This window comes from Pseudomonadota bacterium (assembly GCA_018242545.1).
In the GTDB taxonomy this organism is placed as follows: domain Bacteria; phylum Pseudomonadota; class Alphaproteobacteria; order 16-39-46; family 16-39-46; genus 16-39-46.
The window spans coordinates 1-14,796 of sequence record JAFEBT010000049.1; the positions used below are offsets into that span (position 1 = coordinate 1).

Here is a 14,796-nt window from a genome sequence, read left to right on the forward strand (position 1 = left end):
TCTCCAAAAATTTCAATGTCTTATCTCTTTTCAAGACTTACGCAGCAGATCTAATTTTAAATTTAAATTTGAAGGAAAATAACTATGAATATTATTAAAAAACTAAACTGTTTAAGTAAATTATTTACCCTAGGAGCGTTTATTGCATCCTTAAGTATTTTGACTTCTTTAGGTTTTGCGTATAACTTACCTAATCTAAATGACGCTCTTCCCACTTTAGAAAGCAATATCGAACGTGTTAAAGCGAAACAATTTGCTGATTATGTTGAAGCCGGTGATAATGCTAACATGCAAGCTGTTAAGATATTAAAGGATCTCTTAGCAAATACCCCTTATTTAGAAATTCATGAGATGGGTAGAGCGCAATATGGGGATGACATTATCACTGCTTATCAAAATGTGATAGAAGAAATAGAGATAGCAGGCACGCGCCTCACGTCTGTTATTCATAGAAAAATATGGGATCATTACAATTCTGATGCTCCAGCAGACTGGGCGCTTTTTTTCCTGAGAGATCATAATTTTTTAAGAGTTCATCCCTAATTTAAAACACAAGGTTAATTTCTTTAAAACACTTCCTCTATAAAGAGGAAGTGTTTTTATTTTTTTATATGGACAAATTATAAAATGATGGTTCTTAAAAATTAGCTTACGTAAATCTGAAGGGTTTTATATCTAATCCCCATTGACAGCTTTAAAAGCCCTCATTTATAATGAGAAAATTATGGAAACTCTTTTAGGCTTTTTTTTCTTTTCTGATCTTTATTATGCGCTTTAAAAGCGCAACATATTTCCTATTCCTCTTTAATCTTCATGTTTCTTCTTCTTTGACCATTTAAGTCAAAAGAAGTCTATTTTATGTATAGAATAAAATTCGAGGTTTTTAATGAAAAAACTTATCTTAGGCTCTTGCTTGGTTGCAGGAACATCTGTGGGTGCTGGCATGATTGCTCTGCCCATGGCTCTTTGTAAAATTGGAATTTTTCCAACGATTGTTCTTATTTTAGGTCTCTGGATTTTTATGTATCTCACAGGGCTTTTAGGCCTTGAGCTGAATTTAAAAAGAGGAAAAGGTCAAACACTTGCTGAACTTGGAAATTTTTACAGAGGCTCTTTTACGTCTCTCCTTGGATCTTTATGTTTGATGTTCTTAATTTATGCACTTCTTTGTGCTTACCTTTATGGAGGAGCATCTATTTTTCAGGGTTTTTTTGAAGCACATTTAGGATGCAGCCTTTCTCTACAACATATTGTCCTTATTTATGCTTTTACCCTGTGTGGAATTTTTAGCCTATCTGTTTCCTGGATCCTCCAAATTAATAAGATTTTATTGAGTGCACTTTTGGGAACTTTTGGGCTTCTTATAGTGGGTTTTTTTACAAAAATTAACCTCTTACATATGCCTTTGTTGACATCATCCTTCTTGGATCTAAACGCTTGGACATTGGCTTTACCCATTCTTTCGACAGCTTTTGGGTTTCATGTTATCCTTCCAATCCTTACAAATTATTGTGACAAAGACCCTCTTCTTTTGAAACGATGTGTTTTTTGGGGAAGTCTGATTCCAGCTTTTGTTTATATTCTTTGGACAATAACCACGCTCGCAATTCTCTATCATGCAGCACCTCAAAAATATGCTCTTCTCTTGCTTGGGAAACTAGATGTTGGTCAATTTGTTCAAGCTCTTACGGAAACAACCGCTTGGCCCCTTGTTCAAACCGTTGCTAATGCAATGTCAATGATTGCCATTTTAAAATCGTCCATAGGAGTGGGCCTTGCTCTTTTCGAGTTTTGGCAAGAAAAGCTTCTTAAACATTTCCCTTCTTCTGCTCTTAAAACAAAAGGGAGTTCCATTGCTTTAACAATTTTTCCTTCTCTTGGATTTGCACTTTTTGTTCCTTCCCTTTTTATAAAAGCATTGAGTTTTGCTGGAATGATAAATGTTGGCATTATTATTTTACTTCCCCTTTGGCTTCTTACCTCTCAAAAAGCAGAAGCTCTTCCTTCTTATTACCCTCTTATGAAAACGAAATTTATAAAAATTTCTTTTTTAATCTTAGGGTTTACTATTATACTCTGCGAAGTGATCAATATGATTTAAGATTTTTTGCTTCAAAATTCTTTGGGAAAGAAGAAAATTTCTTCTTTCCCTATCTGTTATAAAAATATAAAAAGAGTTCTTCCATGAAAAACCAAAATTCCAGCCTCTTTCGTATCTTAGAAATTCTGGCCGATGGTGCTTATCATGATGGAACACACATTGGAGAAAACCTTGGCATTTCAAGAGCCGCCGTATGGAAAAATATTCAAAAACTTCAAAGTTACCATGTAAAAATTAAGTCTATTAAAAATAAAGGGTATGCACTTCAAGAACCTCTTATTCTTTTAAATAAAGAATCTTTATTAAAAGCATTGCCTCAAAAAAATATAAAGCTAGAGATTTTTGAAAGTCTTCCCTCTACACAAACATATTTAAAATCAATGACTTCATCTTCTCCCTATGTTTGCTTAGCAGAAAGACAAACAAATGGAAAAGGACGATTCGGACGGCCTTGGCATTCCCCCTTTGGACAGAATATTTATCTTTCTCTCCTTTACCATTTTCAAAAAGACATCAGTGAGCTTTCTGGACTTAGCCTCATGATCAGCCTTTCAATTATCAAAACATTGAATCAACTTTTCAAAAAAACCATAGTGTTTCAACTCAAATGGCCAAATGACATTGTTGTAAATCAAAAAAAATTGGGCGGCGTCCTTATTGAGATGCAAGCTGAGTCCTATGGACTTAGTACAGCTGTTATCGGAATTGGACTCAATGTAAACATGATAGAGAAGGATGCTCTTCCCTTTGAATGTGCTTCTTTACGTGATTTTCATAAGACCTCTATTGATCGAAATGAAATCTGCCAAATTCTTTTAAAAAACTTATTTGAGGATCTTCGTGTTTTTCAAGAACAAGGATTTGACGCTTTTCAAAAAAGCTGGCCCCTCTTTGATGCACTTTATAATAAGTCTATCACTCTAAAAATAGGAGAGCGCACAATTTCTGGAATTGCAAAAGGAATTAATGAAATGGGGCATCTTTTGCTTGCAGAAGAAGATAAGACGTTGCGTACCTTTGCTGCAGGGGAAGCTTCTTTTGTCCGTCGTCAAAACCATCCCTAAACTTATTTCTTCATTTGAAGTTTGAGAATTTGCTTTTCAATCGTACAGATTTTTTCAAGTAAGGTTGCCCAAAGTGCATGGCCCTTTGTAAATTTTTCTTTCATTTCCTGCCGAATATCTTTGAGCTCTTGTTGACCTTCACGACGAACATTTTTGAGTTCTTGTTGCCCTTCACATCGAGCATCTTTAAATTCTTGGCACATTTCTTGTATCTCAGTATCATGCCACTTAATATCTTCTCGAACAATGTACCAGATAGCAGCTGTATATCCAAAGCCGGAAACAATAATCGTTAGAGTATGAACCCACTCCATCATCCATCCTTTAAATTTTATTTTTAAGTCTCATTCTTCGTATCACAGCTTCTTAATTCGTTCCAGATAAAGACAAAAAATGGGCTCAAAATCTTTATCTTTTCTCTTTTTTTGAAAATGCCACCCAAACAGTAAACTATGATTTATAAATATGGTTTACTAACTATCATTTTTATCATAATGTCTCTTCTTAGAATGACCTTAAAAAGGAGAGAACAATGACCATTTTAACGCACTTCTTTATTTTAGCTTTTTCTTTTCTTTTTTTAATGCCTTATGACATTGTAAATGCTTTTGGAGACGACGCTTGGTATACATACAAAGAAGCAAGACCTCATTCTCCGCGCACGCCTGAACCTGAGCCTGTCGAGACAAATCTTCATCGTAAAATTTCAGTTACGCCTGGTATGCCTGGCATTATTATAAAATTTGGCTTTTTTAAAGATAACGAATTTGTTAGAAAAAATACTTTATTATTTACCGTTGAAGCCATGAAAATGGAGTTAGCTATTTGGGCTCCTTTCAGTGGATATATTACGCTCACCCCAAAATATAAAAAATTCTTTACAGAAATGTCCTCAAAAAATTTCTCATACAAAAATTTCTTTCCATTGGTTGATTCTGATGACATTTTTTTTATACTTTCTGAAGATAATGAAACAGACAATCAAGATTCCTCCTTTTATAATACTGTAAATGATGACGATGATATCAATAAAAGCTCATCTTCTCCCAAATCAGTGTGTCTTTCAGATTCTACAAAGAATATTTCTCTTCTAGATTTGCTTTCAGAAAGAGCTTTTGCCCATTATCTGAGCGATTCTCTTTCAAAACATACCTTAAATTTAGAAGAATTCATTCAAATATCATTCTCACAAATTGCCCTTCAATCTTCGTTATTAGGGAAAATAACATTAAAGATTTTAGAGTTGGGATATAATGTCCTTACCTTTAACGTTCTAAGAAATCAAAATTATAAAGGTCCTTTTTCTCAGAATGCTCTTCCTCTTTCCTCTAAAGAACCTTTAAGCTCTAGACTTAACCATGCTCTCAATTTTTCAAAGACACGAAATCGTATGAATATTCAAAAAGAACAAGCTGAAACCTTACCTTATTTCAATCTTCAATCCTCCTTATCACAACCGAATGTTAAACATTTGCACCAAAGCACGGCTCTCTTTTTCAAAAAAGAAGTTCTTTTATGGAATCTCATAGCTCTTTATAGTCTGTTAAGCATCTGCTTCTTTTTCCAATCCCGACCTTCTTCTTTTTCATTTCTTTTGAATTTCCTTTTTGAAGAAAAAGAGTTTCATCGCCAAAACTTATTTAAAAAAGTAAAATTTTTTCTTCCTAAGTGACCTAAAAAAGCCATTTTATGTAAAAATAGACCCTGCTTTCAAAATAGCAGTCATTTTCGAAGCATGGTCTATAAAATGAAATTTAGAGTTTTTTCGATTTTTTATCTCCTCTCTAAAACCACTGAGGTCATCGTATTTCACAAGAAACTCATGCATGTAGAATTGAGGATATTATAGTGCTGCCTTGGAAAGAAGCTTTATTCCAGTATTTTAGGCCTTCTCGTTCCGTTTAAATTAAATTATTCTATAATTACATAGTTTATACAATATCTTTAGTTTTGTGCAAAATCTCTTAAACCCCATTTACATCTCTTTGTATTCCCTTTAAAACAAAGAAAATATAAAATGACTTATTCTGAAAGGATTTTTCATGGCGACAGAATTTGAAAACCGGTTGCGTTCTTTAGGGATTGAACTTCCCACCCCTCCTCTTCCAACAGCAACATATGCTCCTTTTATTATTGTAAATCGCATGCTCTATATTTCGGGCCAGTTTCCAATGATTGGAAATACGGTCCAATACGAAGGAAAAGTAGGAAAAGACCTATCTCTTGAAGAAGCTCAAAAAGCAGCCCGCCTTTGTGCCTTAAATATTCTAGCTCAAGTAAAAATTGCCTGCGAGGAATCTTTTGAACGCATTAATCGGTGCGTACGATTAGGAGGTTTTGTAAATGCTGTTGAGGGATTTTCGGATCACTCACAAATCATTAATGGAGCATCAGACCTCATAATTCAAGTTTTTGGAAATTTAGGAAGGCATGCCCGCTTTGCTGTGGGTGTCTCAAGCTTACCTATGAATGCCTGCCTTGAAATCGATGCAATTTTTGCACTCGAAGATGAAGAAGCAACACCGTTTTCATAAAATGATACCTTCTTCTTCACCTGCTTTCTTTTCTTTAAAGGGACCATTTTTAGGCACCAAGACGGGCCAAAATCCCAAAACTTGCGTCATTCTTCTTCATGGATTAGGCTCAAATGGTGCAAATCTTTTGGACCTTGGGCGCTTTTGGAGCCCTTATTTTCCAGAAACAGCATTTCTTGCGCCCAATGCTCCCTTCATTTATGAGCCAGGCTCCAGCTTTGAAGAAGGATATCAATGGTTTAGGTTTGATTCTCAGCATCCCTCATACCTTGATCAAGGAATTCAAAGAGCTCTTCCTTACTTATCTCATTATGTTGATGAAATTTTAAAAGCCTTCACTATTGACCCTCAAAAAATTGTTCTCGCAGGATTTTCTCAAGGCGCTATGATGGCCCTTGCCTTTGGGCTCCAATGCCGCCAAGATATAGGGGGTATCTTGGCTTATTCTGGTGGATTTTATGGATCTCATCATCAGCTTGTAGGTCCTCCTTATCCTCCTCTTTGTCTAATTCATGGGGAAGAAGATGTTGTTGTTCCTCCTCGTATTTTTCTGGAAAGCAAACACTTTTTAAAAGATCATGGCATTCCGTTTCAATCTCATCTTTTAAAAAATTTATCCCATACAATTGATGAACGGGGGCTTGATCTTGGACGCACATTTTTAAAAAAATGTTTTGAAGGAGTAAAACATGCTTGAAAAAATAAAAGACAAAAAAATAGCTTTAATCGGTGCCGGAAATATTGGGGGCACAATGGCTTTGCTCATGGGCCTTCAAGATATGGGAGAAATTGTTCTTCTTGATGTCGCAGAGGGAATTCCTCAAGGAAAGAGTCTAGATATTGAAGAATCCCTATGTCTGACCGGGTCAAACGCTGTCATTAAAGGGAGCAATACCTATGAAGACATTAAAAACGCTGATTTAGTAATCGTTACAGCAGGAATTCCGCGCAAACCAGGGATGAGTCGTGATGATCTTCTGAATATTAATGCTAAAATTATAGAAGAAATCGGCTTTAAGCTCAAAACATATACACCCAATGCATTTGTTATTGTTGTAACAAATCCTTTAGATGCCATGGTGTGGGTTATGCAGAAAGCTACAGGATTTTCACCTCAAAAGGTGGTCGGTATGGCAGGCGTATTAGATGGTGCTCGAATGCGTACATTTCTTGCCCAAGAACTAAATGTATCATCTGAAGACATTACAACGCTGGTATTAGGAGGGCATGGCGATACCATGGTTCTTCTCTCAAGATTCACCAGTGTCGGAGGGATTCCGTTGCCGGATCTTATTAAAATGGGCTGGATTACACAAAAACGAATTGATGAAATTATAGAACGAACACGAAATGGTGGTGGAGAAATTGTCAATCTTCTCAAAACAGGATCTGCTTTTTATGCGCCTGCTCTTTCTGTCTTAAATATCGTTAAAGCATATTTAAATAATACAAAAAAAATACTCCCCTGTGCTGCCTGGTGTCAAGGAGAGTATGGTCTTAAAGATATTTATGTTGGTGTGCCCGTTATTATTGGAAAAAATGGTGTGGAACGTATTATAGAAATTCCTCTTACAGAAACAGAAACTGCTCTTCTTCATACCTCTGCAGAAACCGTCAAAAAACTTATTGAAGATGTCAAGAAATTAAGAGCTTGAATTAATATTTATGCATTTTTTATGCAAAAATCATGCGTTTTGAGCTTGCGTTAAAGGAAGCTCTCTTGATAAAGTTTGGGATCTTAAAAGATCTGGCCTGCGCGCCTTATTTTTTTGTTTATATCTTTTTCATGTTTTCATTTTTTTTGAAATCATGGCATCTCTTTCAACTCAATAGGTTTTTGAATTATGAATAAACTCTCCTCTTCTTCAGCTGCCCATCTCTCAGGCCTTTCTTTTGGGATTTGGGGACTTGTTATTTGCTATGTCATTTATCAGTTTATTCTTCGCGTTTCATTAGGCGTGATGGCACCAGATCTTATGGAAAGATTTATGATAAATGCCACAGAATTTTCTTTGCTTGGTTCTATTTTTTATTTTGGATATGCCAGCATGCAAATTCCAGTTGGAATTTTTTTAGATCATTTTGGGCCTTTAAAAACAATTCCGCTTTTTCTCTGTCTCTGTGTCACTGGTTTTTGTTTTTTTACATTTTCTGAGAATTGGACAATTGTGCTCTTAGGACGCCTTTTAACTGGAATTGGATCTGCAGGCGCATTTATCAGCTCTCTAAAGGTCTCTAATATGCTTTTTCCCGATCGTCTCTCAAAGCTCTTTGTTGGCATCACGTCAAGCTTAGGCCTTCTCGGAGCTGTGTGTGGTGGGCTCATTGGCTTTCTTTTAAGCGTCTTAAGCCTTCAAACTCTCCTTGAAGGATTATCCATTGCAGGCCTTATTCTTACTGCTGTCATTCTTTTAAGTTTTTCCTTAAAAAAAACGAGAAATCTTTTACAAATAAAAGAAGTATCTCATATTCCCAATGAAAATTTACTTGTTGGCATAACAAAGATTTTCTTTAAAAAACCAGTTCTTATTATATTAATGGCATCTGTTGGACTTATGACAACAGCCCTTTATACTTTTGCAGATTCATGGGGCCCTTCTTTCTTAATTCAAGTTCATCATCTTTCGATGGATCAAGCTGCAACCTCTATATTCTTAATTTACATTGGAATGGTCACGGGCTGTTCTCTTCTCTCTTTTGTGGGAAACCATTTTAATAATACAAATGGCATCATTGTTTTATGTGGGCTTATAACGGCGGGCATCTTAGGATTTCTTCTTTTTTTCTCTGCAATCCCTTATTTTATTCTCCTTGCATTAATGTTTATATTAGGGCTTTGTGCAAGTCTTCAAATCTTGTTTTTTGGCGTTATTCTTTCTCTTGTACCCAAAAAGTTTGGAGGTGTGACTTCTGGACTCACAAACATGATTATTATGCTCCTTGGATCTGGGAGTATCTCTCTCATGGGACTTTTAATGGATTATGCGCAAGAAACAAAGATACTTCATAATGGTGTTCCTGTTTACAGTACATATTCTTATCGTTTTGCGTTTGGAACAATAACGATTCTTGTCTTGTTAGGTGCGTTCAGTTTTGCAATTCTCACACTGATTGACCACTTTAAAAGAAAAAAAACAGAAGGGCCTGTTCTTTTATAAAGAAAGTCTTTCCTTTTTTGGTTTACTCCGATAAGGAAATTTCTGAGCGAGATGTTGTCCAAACAAGAAGGGTAATAGCAATAGCACACGCTAAAATAAAAAGACCTGGAAGGATGAAAGACCCTTCATAAAGAAGACCAGAAATCATAACGCCCAAAGAAGCCGATAAAAGTTGACCTGATCGAATAAGGGCTGCCCCATATCCTTTGCCATGCGAGACATGATCCATGGCCATACTTAAAGAAGCAGACCATAAAGATCCAAATCCAAAACAATAAAAAAACATAACACTGGCATAAACCATGGGATCTTTACAGTTATATCCAGTTGCAAGAAGAAGTCCAAAAATTCCAGAAAGCAAACTTATTGAGCCAATTTTTAAAAATGTTAAGAGTTCCCATAGTGATATAAACCGGTTCACAAAGACATTTCCAATAATAACCCCTAAAATTGTAATTATGGGATATTTTCCGTACTCAACTGGTGTAAGACCACAATTTTCAATAAAAACAAAAGGGGCTGTTGAAGAGTACACCCAAAGCCCTCCAAATGAAAACCAAGGAAGAACAGCAAACCTCAAAAATTTTGTATTTTTTAAAAGACGTGCGTAGTTTTTTAAAAGAAGAAGGAGAGAAACTGGATGTCGCAACTCTTGTGGATGCGTCTCAGGAAGGCCGTAAAACAAACCTATTCCTATAATAACTCCTACACTTGAAAGAAACAAAAAAATAAACTTCCATCCTAAGGCCTCTATAATAATGCCTCCAACTAAAGGAGAAAGAGCGGGTGAAAGCGCCATAAGAATACCGAAAATCGACATTAAATAAGCAGCACGTTTTCCAGAATAAACATCCCGGATAACAGCTAAAGGAAGCACTGCAGCGCACCCAACACCACACCCTTGTAAAATTTGAAGACTCCATAAAACATTGAAAGACTCTGCTAAAAAACTTAAAAATGCACAGAGAGAAAAGAGTAAAAAACCCATTAAAAAAAGAAGTCGACGGCCCAAGGATTCTGAAAGAGCTCCATACAAAAGACCTGAAAGGGCAACTCCTAAAAGATTCATGCTTAGAATTTTTTGAGAAGCATCATTTGAGAAATCAAAATGATGTGCAATAAAAGGAAGAGCGGGCGTTAGTATTGTTGTTGACATGGCGCAAAGCGCAGAAGCAAGAACCATCAAATAAGGAATAAATTTATAATCCTCAGCAATTTTTTTCGAGGTCATCTTGTTTTCTATTCCTTTGTAAGTCCTAAAACTTCCTTAAATCTCGTTTTATAATATCAAGAAACTCATCTTCTCTCAACTCTCTTAAAATTCTTATTCAAACCTCGTGAGGAACAATGCCAGTACGCGTCTTATTAGGTTCGTTTATTTCTGAGCGTCCCATGCTCCTGCCCTCCTTTAAAAGAAGAAAGGCAGAAGAGCCTAAGCTTTTATCGACTCAATCTTTCCTTTTATGTTTTACTCTGACATGAAACTTTCAGAGCGCGATGTTGTCCAAACGAGAAGCGTAATAATGATCACGCACATCAGAATAAAAAGGCCTGGCAAGATGAAAGACCCTTCATAAAGAAGACCAGAAATCATAACCCCCAAAGAAGCGGATAAAAATTGACCAGATCGAATAAGAGCTGCGCCATACCCTTTTTCATGAGGGACATGATCCATTGCCAGGCTTAAAGAAGCAGACCATAAAGATCCAAATCCAAAACAATAAAAAAACATGACACTGGCATAAACCATGGGATCTTTACAATCATACCCAGCTGCAAAAAGAAGCCCAAAGATTCCAGAAAGCAAACTTATTGAGCCAATTTTTAAAAATGTTAAAAGCTCCCATAGTGAAATAAAGCGATTAACAAAAAAATTCCCTATAACAATTCCTAAAATTGTAATGATGGAATATTCTCCATACGCCATTGGCGTAAGACCAAAGTTTTCAATAAAAACAAAAGATGCTGTCGAAGAATACACCCAGAGCCCCCACACTGAAAACCAAGAGAGAACAGCAAATCTCAAAAATTTTGTATTTTTTAAGAGGTGCCCATAGTTTTTTAAAAGAAGAAGGAGAGAAACTGGATGCCGCAACTCTTGTGGATGCGTCTCAGGAAGGCCATAAAATAAGCCTATCCCTATAATAACCCCAGCACATGAAAGAAACAAAAAAATAAACTTCCATCCTAAGGCTTCTATAATAATGCCTCCAACTAAAGGAGAGAGAGCTGGTGAAAGCGCCATAAGGATACCAAAAATTGACATTAAATAAGCGGCGCGTTTTCCAGAATAAATATCCCGGATAACAGCTAGAGGAAGAACTGCGGCACATCCAATACCGCACCCTTGTAAAATTTGAAGACTCCATAAAACATTAAAAGATTCTGCTAAAAAACTTAAAAGTGCAGAGAGAGAAAAGAGTAAAAATCCTATTAAAAAAAGAAATCGACGGCCAAAAGATTCTGAAAGAGCTCCATACAAAAGACCTGAAAGAGCAATTCCTAAAATATTCATACTTAGAATTTTCTGAGAGGCATCATTTGAGGAGCCAAAATAATGCGCAATTAAGGGAAGAGCAGGCGTTAGTATTGATGTTGACATAACGCAAAACACAGAGGTAAGAATCATCAAATAAGGGGTGAATTTGGCCTCCTCGCCACTTTTTTTGGAGGTCATCGTGTTCTCTATTTTTTCATGCACCCTAAAATTTCCTTAACTTTTGTTTTATAATACCAAGAAATTTCCCCTCTCTCAACTCTCTTAAAATTCTTATTTCGAAACCTCTTGAGGAATTTTTAAAGATGGAGTATGTTCCAAAAAAAGAACGCCCGCTTGGTGGAATGGTAGACACAACAGACTTAAAATCTGTCGACCAATGGTCGTGCCAGTTCGAGTCTGGCAGCGGGCACCACACTCAAAACCTTATAGAATAAGGAGTTGAGAGAAGATAACAGTAGTGGTATAATTCTTCAAGAATCTCGGAAAATGGGTCCCATTTTCGTTACGTTGGTGACAATTTGGAGACAAAAATAATGACGACGGAACAGCTCCCAAATCTTCTGGAACTTAACCAGGAGAATGGAATGCCTAAGTTAACAAAACGTTTTGTCGAAGCTCTTGTCCCTGATCCCAAAAAACTATTATTTCTTGAGATACAGAGCTAAAAGGCTTTGGAGTCATAGTATTACCAAGTGGCCGCCTTACATATTGTCTGCAGTATCGCAACAAAGAACGCATTAAAAAGCGTATTAAAATCGGGGTACACGGACAGATTACAGCTGAAGAAGCTCGCGTTATTGCTCGAAAGCACCTGAGCGTGATTACACAAGGGGAAGACCCAGCTGAACAAAAAAGAGCCCTTAAGCATCTTCCTGATATTCATGAACTCGCACAAGATTATGTAGACCGCTATGGAAAAAATAAACGTCCTCGAAGTCTTGAAGAAGATAAAAAGCTTCTGCGAAATCACATCATCCTTAAACTTGGCGATAGAAAAGTAGCTCATCTTTCTCGTCGCGATGTAGAAAACTTTCATACTGCTTTAAAAGAAACACCTTACCAAGCCAATCGAGCTTTGGCTCTCCTTTCCAAGATGATATCATTAGCCATTGCTTGGGGATGGAGAAGTGATAATCCTGTAAAGGACATTCCACGGTTTCCAGAAGAAAAAAGAGATCGATGGCTTAATAAAGAAGAAATCTCTCGCCTTTGGAAAACTTTAGATGATTATAAGAGACCTTCCTCTTTCTTTTTTAAGTTACTTCTTCTTACCGGTGCTCGAAAAAATGAACTCCTAAAAGCAACTTGGAGCCATTTTGACCTTGAACAAGGAGTTTGGACAAAACCTTCTTCTCTCACAAAACAAAAGAAACGAGAATATTTGCCTCTTTCTCAAGAAGCCCTTCAAGTTCTTGAAGAGCTCAAAAACTTAAACATCGAAAGCCCTTATGTTTTTCCTGGGTTAACTAAAAAAGAGCCCCTTAAAGATGTACAAAATTTGTGGAGACGCGTAATTGAAAAAGCAGAGTTACCAGGGGTACGAATTCATGACCTGCTGCAACTTGCAATACAGGCTGTAATTGCTCCGCACGTTTAATAAAAAAATCAGCATACTTTTCAAGGGCATGGGATGTTCCACTTGCAGCTCCAGCAGAAAGCATTTGCTTGGCACCGAGAGGATTCATGGCTCCAAAAGGTGTTGTAGGAAGGGTCAGTTGTGTCTGCTGACTTTCAAAGAATTTTCCCATCCCACTGAAAAATCCTCCAATGAGACTATTTCGTACAATGGGTCCTGCACGATCCGCTACAACGCCGCGAAGACCTGCTTTGCCATCTTCACCCACAACATATCCTGCAACTTGTGTTTCAGAGATTTCACCTGTAAGGCACTCTGTACACGTCAATTTTTCAAGCCGCATATAAACCCGTTCAGAGGAAAGATCCCCATAACATGAAGCCAAAACATGACAATCTTTAAGATCAGAATGAAATTTTCTTGGTAATGTTCCTTTATCTGTGATGCGTAATAATAAAGGTCTTGGATCAGAAGGTGCTGAAATAGATGTCGACGCATCAACGCCTCCTAATAAAACAGCTTTCGCAAAAGCACCTGCTGGCAAGGTATTTTCAAGGGTTGCCTTTTCTTGTCTTTTGACATGCGGATCTGTGCCAGAAAGATTAAGAACGATTTTTTGGATACTATTTCCAAAAGGCTCAGAAGACATATGATTTTCTGAAGTTGCGCTCGAAAAGGTAGGAAAAGAAGTTATGCCTTGAGACGCGTCTTGTTCCGCTTGATGCAAATTTCCTAAAGCGTTATTGCTTCGTAATTCTTCTAAATCTTGCTCAAGCTGATGAACTTTCTCTTCTGCATTTCCTGCTGCTTGTGTATTAGCCATCATAAGTTTCTCAAGCGCATCTAATTTTTGCTGTGTAAGTTTATTCTCACCTTCCATGCGTTCTACCCAAATTTCTTGTGGATTTATGCGTTGCCCAGCCGTTGTAATATTTGTTTCTTTAGATGGTTCCATAGGGGTAGAAGATCCTTTATCATCTATAGACCAAATAAGAAGTCCCATAATACCTAAGCCCAGAGCTCCAATAAGTGCGGCATAAAGATATTGTTTCTTCTTTAAATCAAAAATATTCATGAGAGCCTCTTTATTTTTGTGATAACAAAAAGATAAGTTTCTTCTCCTGGGGGAAGTGAATTTTGCGTTACAGCAAGAGCAAGATCTTGGGGAAGCGCTAAATTTTTTTCTTTCAGAGATAGTGTTTCTTCTCCATCATTTTTAAGGTGATAGATGTAGCCTTCTGCCTGCTCTCCCCGATAAACCAACTGGTTTTTTATGACCAAAGGCTCTTTAAAAGAGCGCTCTGCATGCTGAAGAGCTGTAACTTTATATGCATCTCTTTTTTGCCCTTCCATCATAGTTGTCATTAAATCAACGAGGTGTTGAAGATAGGAAGGCTGAGATTTGTCAAGCTTTTCAAGAGTCACTATGGGTTTTAGTAAAATACTTTGGAGTTCAATTTTTTGAGGAAGAAGCTTAAGGTCCTGTGTGAGGCCAGATTCTGTTACTATGGTAATTGTCTGAGGTTTTGTAGATTGAGAGTTCAAACATCTTACAAAAATTTGACCGCTTATATCATCACTCTGCACATCAAACGAACCTTCTGCCCCAAATATTTGGTGAATTCTATCATTTGCGATAGCAATTCGGTTTTGCTGATCTTGCGAAATAGGAATGGTTGTCTTTTGCTGGGTTACAAAAGGATAAGTTTGGAGGGCTAAAAGAGTACTTGTTTGAGAGATCATTTCAAAAAAAAGAGCTAGAAAAAAGGATTTACGCATCTTTATCACTCCGAATAAGTTGAAAGGATTGAGAGTGTTTACATATAGATAGATAAATGTCATAATATTTTGAAATGAGAAAGG

The 14,796-nt window shown here is 36.7% G+C and carries 14 protein-coding genes and 1 tRNA gene; 10 read left to right on the plus strand and 5 right to left on the minus strand.

Annotation, left to right across the window (positions count from 1 at the left end):
* Positions 1–84 precede the first annotated feature (84 nt).
* The 3 genes from JSS34_06620 (at position 85) to JSS34_06630 (ending at position 3,165) form a co-directional block, all read left to right on the plus strand.
* Entirely contained in the window at positions 85–543 is a 459-nt protein-coding gene (locus JSS34_06620) for a hypothetical protein (protein MBS0185994.1), read from the plus strand.
* Positions 544–886: 343 nt separating this feature from the next.
* Positions 887–2,101, plus strand: coding sequence for a hypothetical protein (locus JSS34_06625; GenBank protein ID MBS0185995.1), 1,215 nt, complete (start codon positions 887–889; stop codon positions 2,099–2,101).
* A gap of 83 nt (positions 2,102–2,184) precedes the next feature.
* On the plus strand, positions 2,185–3,165 hold the full coding sequence (locus JSS34_06630; protein MBS0185996.1) for a biotin--[acetyl-CoA-carboxylase] ligase: 981 nt from the start codon (positions 2,185–2,187) through the stop codon (positions 3,163–3,165).
* Positions 3,166–3,167: 2 nt separating this feature from the next.
* Here JSS34_06630 and JSS34_06635 read toward each other — a convergent pair whose 3' ends face one another.
* Positions 3,168–3,482, minus strand: a complete 315-nt coding sequence (locus JSS34_06635) for a hypothetical protein (GenBank protein MBS0185997.1) — start codon at positions 3,480–3,482, stop codon at positions 3,168–3,170.
* Positions 3,483–3,697: 215 nt separating this feature from the next.
* Here JSS34_06635 and JSS34_06640 point away from each other — a divergent pair, with 215 nt between their 5' ends.
* The 5 genes from JSS34_06640 to JSS34_06660 all read left to right on the plus strand — a co-directional run bounded on the left by JSS34_06640 (position 3,698) and on the right by JSS34_06660 (position 8,857).
* Positions 3,698–4,837 (plus strand): hypothetical protein, encoded by a 1,140-nt coding sequence (locus tag JSS34_06640; protein MBS0185998.1) that lies wholly within the window; start codon positions 3,698–3,700, stop codon positions 4,835–4,837.
* Positions 4,838–5,207: 370 nt separating this feature from the next.
* Positions 5,208–5,699, plus strand: a complete 492-nt coding sequence (locus JSS34_06645; GenBank protein ID MBS0185999.1) for a RidA family protein — start codon at positions 5,208–5,210, stop codon at positions 5,697–5,699.
* Positions 5,674–6,396 carry an alpha/beta hydrolase gene (locus JSS34_06650; protein MBS0186000.1) on the plus strand — a complete coding sequence of 241 codons (723 nt, stop codon included), beginning with the start codon at positions 5,674–5,676 and terminating at the stop codon, positions 6,394–6,396. Before JSS34_06645 ends, JSS34_06650 begins: the two co-directional genes overlap by 26 nt.
* Positions 6,397–6,400: 4 nt before the next feature.
* Positions 6,401–7,354: a malate dehydrogenase gene (mdh, locus tag JSS34_06655; GenBank protein ID MBS0186001.1), complete on the plus strand. Its 954-nt coding sequence runs from the start codon at positions 6,401–6,403 to the stop codon at positions 7,352–7,354.
* A gap of 189 nt (positions 7,355–7,543) precedes the next feature.
* Entirely contained in the window at positions 7,544–8,857 is a 1,314-nt protein-coding gene (locus tag JSS34_06660; protein ID MBS0186002.1) for an MFS transporter, read from the plus strand.
* Positions 8,858–8,879: 22 nt separating this feature from the next.
* On the opposite strand, the gene JSS34_06665 is transcribed toward JSS34_06660, so the two are convergent.
* Together JSS34_06665 and JSS34_06670 are read right to left on the minus strand one after the other, a co-directional pair.
* Positions 8,880–10,088 (minus strand): multidrug effflux MFS transporter, encoded by a 1,209-nt coding sequence (locus tag JSS34_06665; GenBank protein MBS0186003.1) that lies wholly within the window; start codon positions 10,086–10,088, stop codon positions 8,880–8,882.
* Between the two features lie 237 nt (positions 10,089–10,325).
* Complete coding sequence (locus JSS34_06670) at positions 10,326–11,534, minus strand: MFS transporter (GenBank protein MBS0186004.1); 1,209 nt, start codon at positions 11,532–11,534, stop codon at positions 10,326–10,328.
* 150 nt (positions 11,535–11,684) lie between these two features.
* Between JSS34_06670 and JSS34_06675 the strand changes: the two genes are divergently transcribed.
* Positions 11,685–11,769, plus strand: a tRNA-Leu gene (locus JSS34_06675).
* A 405-nt stretch (positions 11,770–12,174) separates the two neighbouring features.
* Complete coding sequence (locus JSS34_06680) at positions 12,175–12,954, plus strand: tyrosine-type recombinase/integrase (protein MBS0186005.1); 780 nt, start codon at positions 12,175–12,177, stop codon at positions 12,952–12,954.
* Here JSS34_06680 and JSS34_06685 read toward each other — a convergent pair.
* Positions 12,839–14,008, minus strand: coding sequence for a hypothetical protein (locus JSS34_06685; GenBank protein ID MBS0186006.1), 1,170 nt, complete (start codon positions 14,006–14,008; stop codon positions 12,839–12,841). The two genes, JSS34_06680 and JSS34_06685, sit on opposite strands and share 116 nt — an antisense overlap.
* Positions 14,005–14,712: a type-F conjugative transfer system secretin TraK gene (locus JSS34_06690; protein ID MBS0186007.1), complete on the minus strand. Its 708-nt coding sequence runs from the start codon at positions 14,710–14,712 to the stop codon at positions 14,005–14,007. The genes JSS34_06685 and JSS34_06690 overlap by 4 nt, the downstream gene beginning before the upstream one ends.
* Between the last annotated feature and the right edge of the window lie 84 nt (positions 14,713–14,796).

Excerpts from the sequence above, each read along its gene's own strand:
- JSS34_06620 (MBS0185994.1), top strand. The coding sequence starts at position 85 with ATGAATATTATTAAAAAACTAAACTGTTTAAGTAAATTATTTACCCTA.
- JSS34_06630 (MBS0185996.1), top strand. The coding sequence starts at position 2,185 with ATGAAAAACCAAAATTCCAGCCTCTTTCGTATCTTAGAAATTCTGGCC.
- JSS34_06640 (MBS0185998.1), top strand. The coding sequence starts at position 3,698 with ATGACCATTTTAACGCACTTCTTTATTTTAGCTTTTTCTTTTCTTTTT.
- JSS34_06625 (MBS0185995.1), top strand. The coding sequence starts at position 887 with ATGAAAAAACTTATCTTAGGCTCTTGCTTGGTTGCAGGAACATCTGTG.
- JSS34_06690 (MBS0186007.1), bottom strand. The coding sequence starts at position 14,712 with ATGCGTAAATCCTTTTTTCTAGCTCTTTTTTTTGAAATGATCTCTCAA.
- JSS34_06685 (MBS0186006.1), bottom strand. The coding sequence starts at position 14,008 with ATGAATATTTTTGATTTAAAGAAGAAACAATATCTTTATGCCGCACTT.
- JSS34_06670 (MBS0186004.1), bottom strand. The coding sequence starts at position 11,534 with ATGACCTCCAAAAAAAGTGGCGAGGAGGCCAAATTCACCCCTTATTTG.
- JSS34_06635 (MBS0185997.1), bottom strand. The coding sequence starts at position 3,482 with ATGATGGAGTGGGTTCATACTCTAACGATTATTGTTTCCGGCTTTGGA.
- JSS34_06650 (MBS0186000.1), top strand. The coding sequence starts at position 5,674 with ATGAAGAAGCAACACCGTTTTCATAAAATGATACCTTCTTCTTCACCT.
- JSS34_06645 (MBS0185999.1), top strand. The coding sequence starts at position 5,208 with ATGGCGACAGAATTTGAAAACCGGTTGCGTTCTTTAGGGATTGAACTT.
- JSS34_06665 (MBS0186003.1), bottom strand. The coding sequence starts at position 10,088 with ATGACCTCGAAAAAAATTGCTGAGGATTATAAATTTATTCCTTATTTG.
- JSS34_06660 (MBS0186002.1), top strand. The coding sequence starts at position 7,544 with ATGAATAAACTCTCCTCTTCTTCAGCTGCCCATCTCTCAGGCCTTTCT.